Genomic DNA, 15134 nt, shown 5'->3' on the forward strand with positions numbered 1-15134 from the left:
TCCGGCCTTGGCAATCGTTATCTGGAGTCTCTAGAACCGCTCGAATTCGTCGTCCCGGGCGTCGAGGTCGATGCCCACGCCGCTGGCGGGCTTGGCGGCCGCGCCGGACGGACGCGCCGCAGCAGCAGGACGCCGGGCCGCCGACGGCAGAGCCTTGACCGGACGATAGGCCGTGCGCCGGGCCGTGGCTCCGTCCACCCGGAAAAAGGCCATGGTGGACTGGAGCTGCTCGGCCTGGCTCGAAAGCTCTTCCGAGGTGGAGGCCATTTCCTCGGAGGCCGAGGCGTTTTGCTGCACCACCTGGTCAAGCTGCTGGATGGCCCGGTTGATCTGGTCGGCCCCGGAATTCTGCTCCTGGCTGGCGGCGGCTATTTCCTGCACGAGATCGGCCGTGCGCTGAATGTCGGGCACCATCTTGGTGAGCATGGAACCGGCCCGTTCGGCCACCTGGACGCTGGATGACGAAAGTTCGGAGATCTCGGCGGCGGCCGAACCGCTGCGCTCGGCCAGCTTGCGCACTTCGGCCGCGACCACGGCGAAGCCCTTGCCGTGTTCGCCGGCCCGGGCCGCCTCGATGGCGGCGTTAAGGGCGAGCAAGTTGGTCTGGCGGGCGATTTCCTCGATGATGGAAATCTTCTCGGCGATGTTCTTCATGGCCGCCACGGCCGAGACCACGGCTTCGCCGCCTTCCCGGGCGTCCTGGGCGGCCTTGACGGCAATGGACTGGGTCTGTTGGGCGTTCTCGGCGTTCTGCTTGATGTTGGAACTCATCTCTTCCATGGACGAGGAGATTTCCTCCACGCTGGCCGCCTGTTCGGTGGCCCCCTGGGACATGCTCTGGGCCGAGGCCGAGAGTTCCTCGGAGCCCGAGGCCACGTTCTCCGAGGCCGACTGCACCTCGGCCACGACCTCGCGCAGCTTGCCCACCATCTCGTTGAGGGACGCGGCTAAAATGCCCATCTCGTCCTTCTGGTCGATGTCCAGCAGCCGGGTGAAGTCGCCCTCGGCCATGGCCTTGGCGAATTCCACGCCCTTGACGACCGGTCCCGTGATGGCCTTGGTCAGGAAGACGGCGATGACCACGCCCAGGATCAGCGCCACGGCCAGCCCGCCGAGCATGACCGAGGAAGCGGTTTCCAAGCTCGAAACGGCGTCGACGGCGATCTTCGTGGTGGCGTCCATGGCGGCCTTGGCCGTTTCCTCGGCCGCGTCCTGCACGCCCGTTGCAGCTTCCCCCCGCTTGGCGACAAGCTCCTGCAACCCCTTGGCATTGTCGAGATAATCCGTAAGCGCTTGGCGATATCTCTGAGAAGCGTCCTTGATGGCGGCCAACTGGCGGATGTTGGCCTCGTCGCGGGTCTTGGCGCGGATGGCGTCGATGGCTTGGTCGAGCTGGCCAAAGGCCTTGATGGCTTCCTCGATGGGCCTGGGGTCGCGGAAAAGCTGCCCCCGGTAGTTGCCGATGCGAATGGCGGTGATGGCGCTTATGGCTTCGGCGGCGCCGTCGATTTTGTCGATGCGCTCCAAAAGTCCGGCGGCGGCGACGCCCGAAGCGACTTCCTCGCGAATCCGCTTCTGCTGGCTTTCCAGATAGGCTTCGCTGTTCTTGACGATTTCCGCCGCAGCCGCGTCAAGAGTCTTGCGCACGCCATGCGTGGCCTCAATGCGGGTGTTGGTCTCGCCGATGAGCTTTTCGTACTCCAGGGCCTTGGCCTGGGCCTTGGTCACGTTGTCGCGCAACTGCACGAGCTGTGGATATTTGTCGGCATGGGCCTTGGCTTCGCTCAAGGAACGCTTGAGGTCGGCAAAATACCGCATGCCGGTTTCAAACTCCTTCTTGTTCTCGGAGTAGCCGTAGCCGCGCATTTCGACCATAGTCAGCATGGCTGCCCGCTCGACGCTATTGGCTATGGCCAGTTCCGGGATATACTCCTGGACCAGCCGCGTGGATTGCCCTTCCACGCTACGCATGTTGAGCACGGCCATGCCCCCCAGGGCACAGGCGATGGCGATCAGGAGTCCAAAACCGATGCTGATCTTGACGCCAAGCTTCAAGTTCTTCACTGCCGGCCTCCCCTTGACGTGGTGGTATCCCGCGCTTTTCAGTTTCTGATACGGATTCGGGACCTGGGCGCGGTCGTCCTCGGATTGTTTGTTTCTGGCCTATTTTGATGCCTCTTGCAACGCAAACCTCACACTTTTACGGACATGGACCATTACCTGCGTTTCCAGTAGGGAATGTCGCAGGGGAGTTGCGCCATGAAAGGCTTCTTGCATGATCTGTTGTTGGCTGGGCGTCTGGCCCGCCGCGAACTCCGGGCCGGGCTGCGGGGCTTTGGCGTCTTCGTGGCCTGCCTGGCCCTGGGCGTGGCCGCCGTGGCCGGCTCCAAAAGCCTGTCCGCCGCCTATCTGGCCGGCGTGGCCGAGGACGCCGCGGCGCTTCTTGGCGGCGATGTCGAAGTCGCCTTGTCCCTACGCCCGGCCTCGCCCGAGGAAAGCCACGCCCTGGCCGGCCTCGGCACGGTCTCCCATGTGGTCACCATGCAAACCATGGCCCGGGGCCGGGATGACAACGCCGGCCGCGCCCTGGCCTCCCTCAAGGCCGTGGACGCGGCCTATCCTCTCTACGGTTCCCTCGACCTGTCGCCGCCCATGACCGCCGCCGAGGCCCTGGAGGCGCGAAACGGCCTGCCCGGCGCGGTCGTCGCCCCGGAACTTCTGGCCCGCCTGGGCGCGCGCCTGGGCGACGTCATCCTGGTCGCCGACGTGCCCATCGAAATTCGGGCGACCATCGTCCGCGAACCCGACGCTTCGACGGGCTTGGTGTCCCTGGGGCCGCGCCTGCTCGTGGCCCAAAAAGCCCTGGAACAAACGGGCCTTGTCGGACCGGGCATGTTCACCCGCCACGCCTACCGCATCAAGCTCCCGCCAGGGGCCGAGGCCAAGGCCGTCGCCGCGCATGTAAAGGACGCCTATCCCAAGGCCGGCTGGCGCGTGCGCGATCTGGCCTCGGCCCAGCCCGGGCTGACCCGCTTCATGGACCGGCTGGGGGCCGTGACCGGATTGGTCGGCCTGGCCTCGCTGCTTTTGGGCGGCATCGGCGTGTCCCAGGCCGTGGCCGGCTATCTGGGGGGACGCGAAGGCTCCATCGCGGCGCTCAAGTGCCTGGGCGCGCCCCGGCGGGTGGTAGTTTGGACCTATCTGCTGGCCGTGGCCGCCCAGGGCTGCCTGGGCATTGCCATCGGGCTGGCCGGCGGCGCGTCGCTGCCGGCCCTTGTCGCCCCCCTGGCGGCCGGCGCGCTGCCGGTGCGCCTGCCGCCCGGGCCCTACCCCGAAGCCCTGGCCCTGGCCGCCGCCTTTGGTGCGTTGGCCGTTTTGGCCTTTTCCCTGCCCCATCTCCTGCAGGCCGGCCGGGTCTCGCCCCTGCTCCTGTTTCGGGGCTACGCAACGGCCGGCAACGGCCGGCTGCCCTGGCGCGACGCCTTGCCGGGGGTGATTGCCCTGGCCGGGCTTTTCGCCCTGGCCGTCCTGGCCACGCCCAACCGCCGGCTGGGCCTGGGCTTTGTCGTGGCGGCCCTGGGCGCGGCGGCCATCTTCCGGCTGCTGGCCATAGCCACGGTGCGGCTTATGCGGCTGGCGCCGCTGCATCGCCCGGGACTGTTCTCCCTGGCCCTTCGGGCCGTGGCCCGGCCCGGCAATCAGGTAGCCCGGGTGCTGGCCGCCCTGGGCCTGGGGCTGTCCACCCTGGCCGCCATGACCCAGGTGGAAGCCAATTTCCGCCAGGCCTTTGTGGAAGACATCCCGAAGACCGCGCCGGACTACTTTTTTGTGGATGTCCAGCCGAAACAACTGCCGGCCTTTCTGGAAACGGCCAGGGGCGTTGCCGGCGTCACCCGGGTGGACGCCTCGCCCATGATCCGGGGTCGCGTGACGGCCGTAAACGGCGAGGCTCCGGACGAGTCGCGGGTCAGCGAGGATGTGCGCTGGGCCGTTTCGGGCGACCGGGGGCTGTCCTTTGCCGCAGCCATGCCCGAGGGCACGCGCCTGATCGAGGGGGCGTGGTGGCCGCCGGACTATGCGGGCGAGCCGCTGGTCTCTGTGGAGGAGGCCGTGGCCAAGGGCATCGGCGTCGGGGTTGGCGACACGGTGACGGTCAATGTGCTCGGCCGGGAAATAACGGCCAAGATTTCGAGCCTGCGGCGGGTCAACTGGCTGACCCTTGGCATCAACTACGTCTTTGTTTTCTCGCCAAACGCCCTGGACGGGCTGCCGGCCACCTGGCTGGCCACGGCCTACACCGACAAGGCCGCCGGCAAGGCTCCGGGCGAGGCGGTCTTCGCCGCCGTCACGGAGCGCTTCCCCAATGTCACGGTGGTGGGCATCGGCGACGCCCTGACCGAGGTCTTGGCCGTGGCCGACAAGGTGTCCTCGGCCGTGCGCGCCGCCGCCGCCGCAACCCTCGGGGCGGGGTTGCTCGTCCTTGTCCAGTCCCTGGCCGCAGGCCTGCGGCGACGGGCCTACGAGACCGTGATCTATAAGGTCTGCGGCGCGACCCGGCGCGACATCATGACGGTGCTGTGTCTGGAAAACGCCCTGCTTGGCCTCTTGGCGGGCCTGGTGGCCCTGGCCGTGGGCACGGCCGTGTCGTTTGGGTTTACGACGTATTTCATGGAACTGCCGTTTTCGGTCTTTGCCGGCCCGGCCGCCTTGGTGGTGTCCGCCGCTGCCGCCCTGACCCTGGTCTTCGGCTCGGCCGGGGCCTTTGCCATGCTCTCCAGGCGGGCCTTGCCGTATCTGCGAAACGAATAGGCGGGATCAGTCGGCCCCGGCCGGGCGCTGGGGCATGTGGGCGCGTCGCTCGGCTTCGATGCGGTCATAGACGGCCAACTGGCGCGGCGACAGGATCGGCCGCACCCGAGCATCGATACGGCTGAACACGGCATCGATTTCCGGACGCATGCGGCCCAGGGCCAAATCGAAATCACGCCGGCCGTTCTCCCAGGCGTCGAGATAGACGCGGCGCTGCTCGGGACTGAGATCCAGACGCCGCATGGACTCGTCGGCGAACCGCTTACGCACGTCCTCAAAGCCGGCGCCGTCGCTGGCCCGCCTGTCCAGCAACGCCTGCCGGCTGGAAACAAGCCAGCCCAGTCCGATGCCGACGATAAAAACAGCGATGAGGCTCCCCGCCCCAAATTGGCGCGAACCTTCAGCCATGGTCTTTCTCCAGAAATGCCTTGAGTTTACGCCTGGCACGAAAAGCCCGAACCTTGACGTTGACCCGGGTCAGGCCGGTCAGTTCCGCCACTTCCTCGACGCTTTTGCCCTCAAGACCTAAAAGCGCGACCAGGAGTCGGTCCTTGGGGCCAAGCACGGCCATGGCCGCCTCCAGACGCCTTCTGGCCTCGCGGGCCTCGCGCCGGGCCGCTTCGCCTTCGTCGGGCAAGGTGTCGTCCAGCCCGCCCACCAGCCCGTCCTCGATCTTGCGCCGGCGCAGCCAGTCGATGCAGGTGTTGGCGGCGATGCGGTGCAGCCAGCCGCGAAACATGCCCCAGTCCCGAAGACCGCCCAGATTCAGGTAGGCTTTGACGAAGACTTCCTGGGCCAGATCCTCGACCCCGGCCGGATCACGGCAAAACCGTGAGGCCAGATGGGCAACGCCCGGCCAATGCCGGGTGACCAGCGCGGCAAAGGCCCGCTGGTCGCCCTCGAAGGCCGCCCGGGCCAAGGCGGCGTCGTCAATGCCTTCCAGACGCGGCCGGGGACGGCCGGACACGCCGTCTTTCAACCGAACGCATTTCTCACCAACACGCGTCGTCATGCAGCAAGCCTCCGCCAACGCCCCTCCCCAGGCGCGTTTGCCTGCTCAGGCGTCCAGCGGAGCCAATCGGTTACACGCCCGCCTCGACAAGCCGAGCCCGGCAGGCTATCTGCTCTGCCGGCGGCCGTACCCGGCCGCACGCCACTTCCCGGAGCGAGCCATGCCTCTTGCCGCCGACACCAACATCTACCTCATCGGTCCCCGGGCCTCGGGCAAGACCACCCTTGGCCGCAAACTGGCCGAGAGCCTCGGCCGCCCGTTTGTCGATCTCGACGCCCGGTTCGTCGAAGCGCGCGGCGAAACCATCGCCGAGCTGGTGGCCCGGGAGGGCTGGGACGCCTTCCGCCGGGCCGAAGCGGACATCCTGGCTGAAACCGCCGCCCAAAAAGGACTGGTCGCGGCCACGGGCGGCGGCGTGGTGCTGTTGCCGGAAAACCGGGCCATCCTGGCCAAGGGGCTGGTGCTCTACCTGCAAGCCCATCCCGACCGTCTGGCCGAACGCCTCATGGCCGATCTCAACCCGGACCAGCGCCCCAATCTGACGCAGCTTGGCCTCAAAGAGGAAATCGTGGCCACCTTGGCCGAACGCGAACCGCTGTATTTCTCCCTGGCCCACGCCTGCCTGCCCGAACGTCCCATCGACGAGTTGTTGGAATATACCCTGCGCGCGCTCAAAATGTTCTAGGGGACTCCGCCGCGCCTTTGGCCGAAGGCTTGTGCGACAGTCCCTGTCCCGTCGCCAAGCTTGCGAAAAGGGCTGCTTTGGGCGCAAGCCATGCTCGCGCCCAAAGCAGCCCTTTTCGCTGGGGAGTTGGGGGCCGTAGTCGCCCGCCGACGTCTCTTTGCCCGGCCGCCCGGCCCCCGCAAGCAGAGGGCCGGGGGGAATGCTTCCCCCCGGCCGCCGGAGCACTGATAACGTTCCTACAACCTCATACCCGCTCCTTTATAACCACTCCAGGCCGATGACGTGCACGGCCAGCGGCCCATGCACGCCGCGCACGTACACAAATTCGATGTCGCCGGTGCTGGACACGCCCGACACGCAGTTGAGCGCGCTGGGCATGGGGCCCTGCCCCACCCGCTCCAGCATGGTCGGCAGGTCGGGCACAAGGCGCGATTTGGCCACAAAGGCCACATGCAGGCGCGGCACCAGCGACGTGCCGCGCTCACGTCCCGGGGCGGCGGCCATGACCAGGCTGCCGGTGGCGCACAGGGCGTAGGCCACGGCCGTGACGCCGAGATCCACGGCGGCCAAGCCCGGACAGACGCGCTCGGGCAGCTCTTCCGGGGCAATGACGGCCACCTTGGCCTCGGCCAGAACCGACGCGGCCGCGACGGCGTCGAGGTCGGGATGGTCCCAACGCACGGCGGTTTTCACGTCGTTGGCGGCCAAATAGGCGGCCAGCGCCTGCCGGGCTTCCTCGGGGGTGCGGGCCAGTTCGAAGGTGGGGCCAAGGCCGGTCAGCACGGCGGCGAAGCCCTGGAAATCGGCCACGCCTCCGCCCGGCTTGCGGGGAATGGTCGGGGCCGAAACGCGGGGGAAGCCGGCGGCCGTGGCCGCGCGCAGGCGGCCGAGGATGGCGTTTTTGGCGCGCGTTTTCATGCACGTCCTCCCTGGAGACGCTTAAGCCGGCGGGCAAGGGCCTTGAATCGCCGGGAGAAAGGCCGGGCCAGACCCGGGAACTCCCGGCAGCGCAGGAAACGGCCCACCGGCGCGTCCGGGGCCACGGCCGCGACCTCGCGCAGCTTGGGGTCGAACAGACGCCCCACGGCGGCCGCGCCGCCGAAAAGCAGCGGATGGCGGGCCAGCAGGTTGAAGGCCGCCACCGGCAGGTCGGTTTCGGTCTCCGACACGCGGCGGCGCAGTTCCTGGAGCAGGGCCGGATGGTCGATGCCGGCCGGGCAGGCTTCCGAGCAGGCGGCGCAGTGGGTGCAGGCAAAGGGCTGGCGCGGATCGCCGGGGTTGTCCTTTAAAAGCGGCGAAATGACCGAACCCATGGGGCCGGGGTAGACCGTGCCGTAGGCGTGGCCGCCAACGCTCTGGTAGACCGGGCAGACGTTTAAGCAGGCGCCGCAGCGGATGCAGCGCAGGATGGAGCGCAGCTTGGGATCGGCCAGGATGTCCGAGCGGCCGTTGTCCAGGATGACCAAATGCATTTCCCTGGGGCCGTCGCGTTCGCCCTCGCGCCGCGCGCCGGTGAAAAAGGACAGGTGCACCGGCAGGGTCTGGCCGGTGGCGGCCGGCGGCAGGATGTCCAGGACCACGGCGGCGTCGGCCAGGGTTTCCACCACTTTTTCCAGGGTCATCAGCGCGATGTGGATGGGCGGGCAGGAGCCGGAAAGCCGGATGTTGCCCTCGTTTTCCAGCACCGTCACCGTGCCGGTTTCGGCGATGGCGATGTTGCAGCCGGTGATGCCGGCGTCGGCGGCCAGAAACTTCTGGCGCAGGCTGTCCCGGGCGATGCGGGTCATCTCCGGGATGTCGGTGCTGGTGCGGCCGAACTTGCGGGCGAAAAGGTCGGAGACCTGCTCCTTGGACACGTGCAGGGCCGGAGCCAGGATATGCGAGGGGCGCTGGCCGGCCAACTGGATGATGTACTCGCCAAGGTCGGTCTCCACGGCCTCGATGCCGGCCGCTTCCAGAACCTCGTTGAGTCCCATCTCCTCGCTCACCATGGACTTGCCCTTGACCACGAGCCTCACCCCGCGCTCGGCCAGGATGCCGGCCACAAGCTTGGCTGCCGTCTCGGCCGTCTCGGCGTAGTGGACCCGGCCGCCGGCGGCGGTAACGCTTGCTTCCAGCTTTTCCAGCAGCTCCGGCAGCTTGGCCAGGGTCTTGTCGCGCACGGCCACGGCCCGGGCTTGCCTCTCGGCAAAGTCGGGCATGGCGTTGACCGAGCGCTGGCGCAGCACCCGGATGTGGCCGATGGCCTTGTGCAGGATGGCCCGGCTTTGGCGGTCACCCAGGGCCTTGGCCGAAGCTTTGGCGAAATCGTGGGCGGTCTTGGTCATATGCCCTCCCCGGCCAGGACCTCGGCCAGATGCAGGGCCTTTATCGGCAGGTCGCGCTTGGCCATGGCCGAAGCGATGTTGAGCAGACAGCTCGGCTCGGCGGTGATGACCGCCTCGGCTCCGCTGGCCACGATGTCGTCGATTTTTTCCGCGACAATGGCTTCGCTGGCTTCGGGGTAGTCGATGCTAAACGCCCCGCCAAAGCCGCAGCAACGCTCGGGCCGGGCCAAGGGGACCAGCGTCAGGCCGGCGACCTTGGCCAAAAGCGCCTCGGTGGCCGATCCGGCCCCAAGCACCCGGGTGGTCTGGCATGAGCCGTGCAGGGCGGCGGTCAGGTCCCAGCGCGCCCCCAGGTCGGTCAGCCCCAGGCGTTCGACCAGGAACTGCCCCAGTTCGAAGGTCTTGGCGGCGACTTGGGCGGCCTGCTCCCGAAAGGGATCGTCCTTAGCGAAAAGCGAGGGATAGCGGCGCACCATGGCCGTGCACGAACCCGAGGGACACACCACCACCGGCGCGTCCTGAAAAATTTCCACAAACCGCCGGGCCAGAGGCCGCACGAGATCGGCCCGGCCGCGCTTGTAGGCGAACTGGCCGCAGCAGGTCTGGCCCTTGGGCAGCACCGGCGTCAGACCGGCCCGGACCAAAACGGCCGTGGTCGCCTCGCCCACTTGGGGCAACACGTGTTCGACCAGACAGGGAATGAAAAGAAACGCTTCCACGAAAAAGCCCTCCTTGCAACGGGGCGACACCTTACGCTTTAGACCCGCCGGGTCAAGGCCACAGGCGGCTTCCCGCCCCGCCCGCTTTACAGGAAGGGGGTCCGTTGCTATGGACAGCCGTTGCAACAGATAAGGAAGCGCCATGAACGAAGCACCCACCGCCACCTTGACCTATGCCGGCAAGACTGTTGAAATCCCTGTCATCATTGGCGATCACGTCGAAAAGGCCCTGGACGTGCGCAAGCTGCGCAGCCAGACCGGCTGGATCACCTTTGATCCCGGCTACGCCAACACGGCGGCCTGCAAGTCGGCCATCACGCATATCGACGGCGAAAATGGCGTGGTGCTCTATCGCGGCTATGACCTCGAAGAGCTGGCCGAAAAGGCCACCTTCGTGGAAACGGCCATGCTCATCATGTTCGGCGAGCTGCCGACCCGGGCCGAGCGCGAAGAATTCCGCATCATGCTGCGCGACCAGGAACTGTTGCACGAGGATCTGCTGAGCCACCTCGACGGGTTTCCGCCCAACGGCCATCCCATGTCCATCCTCTCGGCCATGATCAACGCCATGGGCAGCTACTATCCCGAACTCTACGACATCGGCTCCCCCGAGGACTTCCGGCTGGCCGCCGCCAAGATCTTAAGCAAGGTGCGCACCATCGCCGCCTTTTCCTACCGCAAATCCCAGGGGTTGCCGCTCAATTACCCCAACCCCAACCTGGATTACTGCCGCAACTTCCTGCACATGATGTTTTCGGTGCCGTTTTGGACCTATCAGGCCCCGGACCCTGTGGTGCGGGCGCTGAGCATCTATATGCTGTGCCACGCCGACCAGGCTCTGGACACCTCCTGCGCCACGGTGCGCATGGTGGGTTCGAGCCAGGCCAACCTGTTCGCCAGCGTGTCGTCGGGCATCTGCGCCCTGTGGGGCCGCCAGCACGGCGGAGCCAGCTCGGCGGCGCTGACCATGTTCGAGGACGTGGTGGCCGGGCGCACCACTGTGGAGCGTATTTTCGAGGCCTCGAAAACCAGCGCCGGCCGCCTCATGGGCTTTGGCCAGCGGCTTTTCCACGTGGAAGACCCGCGCGCCCGCATCATCAAGCGCACCTACCAAAATCTCGTGAAAAACGGCTACGCCAAGCGCGACGCCTTCCACGACATCGCTTTGGAGATCGAGGAACGCGCCCTGGCCGACGACTATTTCGCCTCGCGCCAGCTCTTCCCCAACACCAATTTCTACGCCAGCCTCCTGCTGCGGGCCATCAACATCCCGCCGCGCATGTTCCCGGTCATCACCGCCATCGGCAACATGCCCGGCTGGATCGCCCACTGGAACGAGGAGACCCACTCCCCGGATCAGCGCATCCACCGGCCGCGCCAGGTCTACATGGGCCGCAAGCGCCACGCCTACACGCCCATGGAGAAGCGCAAGTCCTGATTCCCATGCGTAACACCTGCCCGGCGGCCAACCCGCGCCCAGGCGCGGCGGCCGCCGTCCCAAACCCGACCGGCGCTTCGGCGCGCCGCCGCAGGTTTGCTCCGTTCCAGGCCTCCGGCGCCGTCCCGGCCGGCCCTACCGACACCCCGGCTTCGCCAACCCGCCGTCCGTTCCCCTGGACGCCCCGGAGAGCCCTCATGCGTTCTTTTCGTCTGCTTGTCTTGTGCTGCCTGTCCCTGACGTTCCTGGCCGCCTTGCCGGGGGCTCTGCCCGCCCAGGACGCGGCCCCGGCCGCCGCCAAGGCCGAACCGGCCAAGACGCCGGACAAGCCCGCCGCCCCCGAGGCCAAGGCCGACGCGCCCAAAGCGCCGGACGCTCCCGCCGCCGAAGCCGGCAAGGAAGCGGCCAAGCCGGCCGATAAGCCGGCGGACAAGGCCGCCGACAAACCGGCCGAAAAAGCCCCGGACAAGCCCGCGCCCAAGGAAGCCGACAAGCCGGCACCCAAACCGGCCGACAAGCAACCGGCCGCCAAGGCCTCGGACAAGCCCGGCGACAAAAACGGCGAAAAAGCCGAAGCCGAGGCCGACGCGCCCAAGGACTGGCAGGTGCTGCTCTCCATCCACCAGGAATCGGTGGTGCAGCAGGCGGCCCGGTTCAAGTCCATGGAAGAACTGCTCCCCAAAAACGTGCGCAAGTTTCGCTCCGAGCTATCGGCCCTGGAAGGCAAGCTCGATGAATTGGGGCTTATCATCAGCCTGTCCGGCGGCAATCCCTGGGAGCTGCGGGCCGTGCTGGGCGATTTCGCCCGCCTGCGCCGGGCCGTGGAAACGCTCATCGCCCCCTCCCAGGAAAGCCGCGACGAACTCGACAAGATCGCCGCCCGGCTCGATTCCCTCAAAGAGGAGTTCGCCAAGCGCCTGGAAGACGATCCCGAGCAGCCCATCGCCGACGCCATCGGCTACTATCTGCGTTACGTCAAAAGCGTGCGCGCTTCCCTCACCGGCGTGCGTTCCACCCTGGAGAAGGAACTCGGCCCGGCCCGCGAGCTGCTGGCCGCCCTGGACAAGGCCGAAGAAGCCCTGCGCCTGAAAATCCCCAAGGCCTGGAAGACCTACTATTTCACGGCCTCCAACGAACTGTTCTCCCACAAGGCCTGGAACGACCTGGAAACCCGTTTTCAGCACTGGGCCAAGTCCAACGCCTCCATGCTGCGCTCCATGACGCGCGGTTCCGACGCCGCCCGAGCCCAGGCCGTGGGCATCCGGGCCGCGGTGGCCCTGGCCGTGCTGGCGGTGGTGTCCTTCATCGCCATCGCCCGGTTGCGCCGCCGCATTGCCGGGCTCTACGCGCCCGGCAAACTGCGTCTGGTCTGCCTGCTGGCCGGCTCCGGGCTCATCCTGCACTGGGCGGCGGCCGGCGCGCCGCTGCTGCTCCAAGAGATCGGCAACATCCTGGCCGAGATCCTGCTCGCCGCCGGGTTGGCCGTATTCTCGCGCTATCTGGCCGAAGCCTCGGGCGCGGCCACGCCAGGGGCCGGCAATCCCCTGCGCGGCCTGTGGGCCATGTTCTCCCTGGGCCTGCTGCTCCAGATCGCCGACATCCCCGAGCCGGCCCTGACCACGCTGTGGATGGCCCTGCTGCTCGTGTTCCTGCTGGCCACGGGCCGGTTTTTGCGCCGCTATGCCGGGCCGCTGAGGCTCTTTTGCCGGGCCACGCCGCCCCTGACCATGGGCCTGGCCGTCATGGCCGCCCTGGGCTGGCAGCACCTGTCGGTGCTGGTCATCGCCGGCTGGTTTTTGCTTTTGGCCGCCGTGCAGATCGGGGCCGGGCTGTCGCGCATCGTCACCGCCTGGCAGGCCCGGGCCAGCCAGGAAGGGGCCTCGGCGCTCACGCGGGCCATGGTTTCGGGTCTCGGGTTCCCGCTCATCTTTCTGTCGCTGTTCCTGCTGGTCCTCTACTGGTTCTCCACGGAACTGGGCGGCCAGGAACTGTTCATGGAAGCCGTGGGGTTCACCGTAACCATCGGCACGGTCTCGGTCACCCTTGGCCGGCTGGCCCTTATTCTCACCGGCTTTTTCGTCACCCGTTCGACGCTTTTCGCCGTGCGCTCCTTTATCATGGACCTGCCGCGCCTGCGACCGGGCATCGATCCGGGCGTACGCGACGTGCTGGAAACCACCTCGCTTTATGTGCTGTGGGGCCTGTACATCCTCATCTCGCTGTTCCTCCTTGGTTTCTCCTTCACCAGTCTGGCGGTGGTTGCTGGCGGCCTATCCGTGGGCATCGGCTTTGGCCTGCAAAACATCGTCAACAACTTCGTGGCCGGCCTGATCCTGCTGTTTGGCCGCTCCATCCAGGCCGGCGACACCATCCAGATCGACGCCATCTGGGGCCAGGTACGCAAGGTCAACATCCGCAACACCGTGGTCCAGACCTTTGACAACGCCACGCTTTTCGTGCCCAACTCCGACCTCATCAGCGGCAAGCTCGTCAACTGGACCCACCGCGACCCGACCGTGCGCCGGGAGATCACCATCGGCGTGGCCTACGGCTCCAACACCGAACAGGTGCGCCAGATACTGCTCGACGCCGTGGCCGGCCACGAGCATGTGCTCAAGACTCCCGCTCCGTCGGTGCAGTTCACCAACTTTGGCGAGAGTTCCCTGGACTTCAAGTTGCTCTTCTGGGTGGACAACGTGGGCGTGGCCGTGGGCACCACCTCCGACATCCGTTTCGCCATCGACCGACGTTTCCGTGAGGTCGGCATCGACATCCCCTTCCCCCAGCGCGAGGTGCGCATCGTGGCCGGGGCCAGCGACCCGGTTCAGGCCGCCGCCGGCGCGGCTGCGGATTGATCCGAGCCTTGGGCCAAAAGGCGGCCCGGGGCGCGTGTTCGCTCCGGGCCGCCCGGACCCGCCCTGGCCCGGACGCCGCCTTGGCCGGCGGGCATTTGCACGGGACAGCCGGATGGTTTTCTGATACGGCTCAAGAAAAGGACGCCGCATGAACCGAAGAGTCCTGCCCCTGGCCTGCCTGCTCCTGGCCCTGACTGTCGCGCCCGGCTGCAAGAAGGCCAAGAGCACGGCCCCGGCCATGCCCCAATACGATGCCCTCGAACCCGGCCCCGGGGCCAATCCCCTGGAGATCGAGCGCTACCAATTAGAGCAGGAAAAGCGGACCTTGTCCGAGAATTTGAGCGACAACCTCGACCGTATCCAACGCATCAACGCCCGCATCATCCAGATCAACATCGAACTGCAGCGTCAGACCAATCCGCACTACTAACGCCGCCCGCGCCAGCCAAGGACCCAGACCCATGTTCGGATTCTCGTCGAAGAAAAAGCCCCGCCTGGACGCCATCACCGCCTTTCTCGGGGCTGGAACCCAGTATCATGGCCAGTTCAACTTTCAGGGCGTCGTGCGCATCGACGGCGGCGTCATCGGCGACATCATCTCCGACGGCGTGCTGGTGCTCGGCGAGGAAGGGCAAGTCGAGGGCAGCATCAGCGTGGGCGAACTCATCGCCAGCGGCAGCGTGCGCGGCGACGTCACGGCCAGCCGGCGCGTCATCCTCAACAAGACGGCCAAGCTGACCGGCAACATCCAGACCCCGTCGGTGGTCATCGAGGACGGGGCCATGCTCAACGGCCAGCTGCGCATGACCGAGGCCGAAGCCGTTGTCCTGTCCGAGGGCCTGGCCCCCTGCGCCCTGCCCGGACAGCCGGCCGACGACGTCACGGAAACGACGTCATGAAAGGGTTGCCAAAAAGGCCTCGTCCGATTAATGGCAAAACGCCTTCACCCGTCCCCGTTTAAGGAGTCCCGTCCCCATGGGCCAATTTTTCCCCGATGCCGACCAGTTTCCCCTTGAAGACCAGATCAAGCACCTTGGCGACGATGAGTTGCTCGATTTCTGGGAAGAGACCCAGTACATTGAGCGCATGCTCGTGGAAGAGGAAAATCCCGAAGCCGACCATTCCCAAGAGTACGAACGGGTGATCCTCCAAGAGCTGATGCTGCGCACCTGCCGCCGCCGCGCCCTGGTTAGCGAACGCTAGCCCGGGGCGTCGCCGCCCTGGCGCGAACGCTGCGTCGGCGGCTTGTCCGTCTTCTTGTCCCGCACCTCTCCCCGAGTATCCTTTCT

At 67.0% G+C, this 15134-nt stretch carries 13 protein-coding genes; 7 read left to right on the plus strand and 6 right to left on the minus strand.

Annotated features, from left to right (window positions below; all coding sequences use genetic code 11):
• Positions 1–30: 30 nt before the first annotated feature.
• On the minus strand, positions 31–2064 hold the full coding sequence (locus C3Y92_RS12810) for a methyl-accepting chemotaxis protein (protein ID WP_129353115.1): 2034 nt from the start codon (positions 2062–2064) through the stop codon (positions 31–33).
• 195 nt (positions 2065–2259) lie between these two features.
• Here C3Y92_RS12810 and C3Y92_RS12815 point away from each other — a divergent pair, with 195 nt between their 5' ends.
• A complete protein-coding gene (locus tag C3Y92_RS12815; protein WP_129353117.1) occupies positions 2260–4809 on the plus strand; it encodes an ABC transporter permease in 2550 nt (849 codons plus the stop codon).
• A gap of 6 nt (positions 4810–4815) precedes the next feature.
• Here the strand turns inward: C3Y92_RS12815 and C3Y92_RS12820 are convergent, their stop codons facing one another.
• Both C3Y92_RS12820 and C3Y92_RS12825 read right to left on the minus strand, forming a co-directional pair.
• A complete protein-coding gene (locus C3Y92_RS12820; RefSeq protein WP_129353119.1) occupies positions 4816–5217 on the minus strand; it encodes a hypothetical protein in 402 nt (133 codons plus the stop codon).
• Positions 5210–5821: an RNA polymerase sigma factor gene (locus tag C3Y92_RS12825; protein ID WP_235669482.1), complete on the minus strand. Its 612-nt coding sequence runs from the start codon at positions 5819–5821 to the stop codon at positions 5210–5212. Before C3Y92_RS12825 ends, C3Y92_RS12820 begins: the two co-directional genes overlap by 8 nt.
• Before the next feature lie 160 nt (positions 5822–5981).
• Between C3Y92_RS12825 and C3Y92_RS12830 the strand changes: the two genes are divergently transcribed.
• A complete protein-coding gene (locus tag C3Y92_RS12830) occupies positions 5982–6506 on the plus strand; it encodes a shikimate kinase (RefSeq protein ID WP_129353121.1) in 525 nt (174 codons plus the stop codon).
• 258 nt (positions 6507–6764) lie between these two features.
• On the opposite strand, the gene C3Y92_RS12835 is transcribed toward C3Y92_RS12830, so the two are convergent.
• Genes C3Y92_RS12835 through C3Y92_RS12845 form a run of 3 tightly spaced genes read right to left on the minus strand, consistent with a single transcriptional unit; the run spans position 6765 to position 9552 of the window.
• Positions 6765–7424, minus strand: coding sequence for a LutC/YkgG family protein (locus C3Y92_RS12835; RefSeq protein ID WP_129353123.1), 660 nt, complete (start codon positions 7422–7424; stop codon positions 6765–6767).
• Positions 7421–8833: a lactate utilization protein B gene (locus C3Y92_RS12840; RefSeq protein ID WP_129353125.1), complete on the minus strand. Its 1413-nt coding sequence runs from the start codon at positions 8831–8833 to the stop codon at positions 7421–7423. Before C3Y92_RS12840 ends, C3Y92_RS12835 begins: the two co-directional genes overlap by 4 nt.
• Positions 8830–9552, minus strand: a complete 723-nt coding sequence (locus C3Y92_RS12845; protein WP_129353127.1) for a (Fe-S)-binding protein — start codon at positions 9550–9552, stop codon at positions 8830–8832. Before C3Y92_RS12845 ends, C3Y92_RS12840 begins: the two co-directional genes overlap by 4 nt.
• A gap of 142 nt (positions 9553–9694) precedes the next feature.
• On the opposite strand from C3Y92_RS12845, the gene C3Y92_RS12850 reads away from it, so the two are divergent.
• From C3Y92_RS12850 to C3Y92_RS12870, 5 genes are all read left to right on the plus strand, one after another.
• Positions 9695–10990: a citrate/2-methylcitrate synthase gene (locus C3Y92_RS12850; protein ID WP_129353129.1), complete on the plus strand. Its 1296-nt coding sequence runs from the start codon at positions 9695–9697 to the stop codon at positions 10988–10990.
• A gap of 197 nt (positions 10991–11187) precedes the next feature.
• Positions 11188–13845 (plus strand): mechanosensitive ion channel domain-containing protein, encoded by a 2658-nt coding sequence (locus C3Y92_RS12855; protein ID WP_129353131.1) that lies wholly within the window; start codon positions 11188–11190, stop codon positions 13843–13845.
• Between the two features lie 148 nt (positions 13846–13993).
• Positions 13994–14275, plus strand: coding sequence for a hypothetical protein (locus C3Y92_RS12860; RefSeq protein ID WP_129353133.1), 282 nt, complete (start codon positions 13994–13996; stop codon positions 14273–14275).
• A 31-nt stretch (positions 14276–14306) separates the two neighbouring features.
• On the plus strand, positions 14307–14744 hold the full coding sequence (locus tag C3Y92_RS12865; RefSeq protein WP_129353135.1) for a bactofilin family protein: 438 nt from the start codon (positions 14307–14309) through the stop codon (positions 14742–14744).
• A gap of 76 nt (positions 14745–14820) precedes the next feature.
• Complete coding sequence (locus C3Y92_RS12870; protein WP_015861409.1) at positions 14821–15048, plus strand: hypothetical protein; 228 nt, start codon at positions 14821–14823, stop codon at positions 15046–15048.
• Positions 15049–15134: the final 86 nt, after the last annotated feature.

It is taken from the genome of Solidesulfovibrio carbinolicus, from assembly GCF_004135975.1.
GTDB classification, from domain to species: domain Bacteria; phylum Desulfobacterota; class Desulfovibrionia; order Desulfovibrionales; family Desulfovibrionaceae; genus Solidesulfovibrio; species Solidesulfovibrio carbinolicus.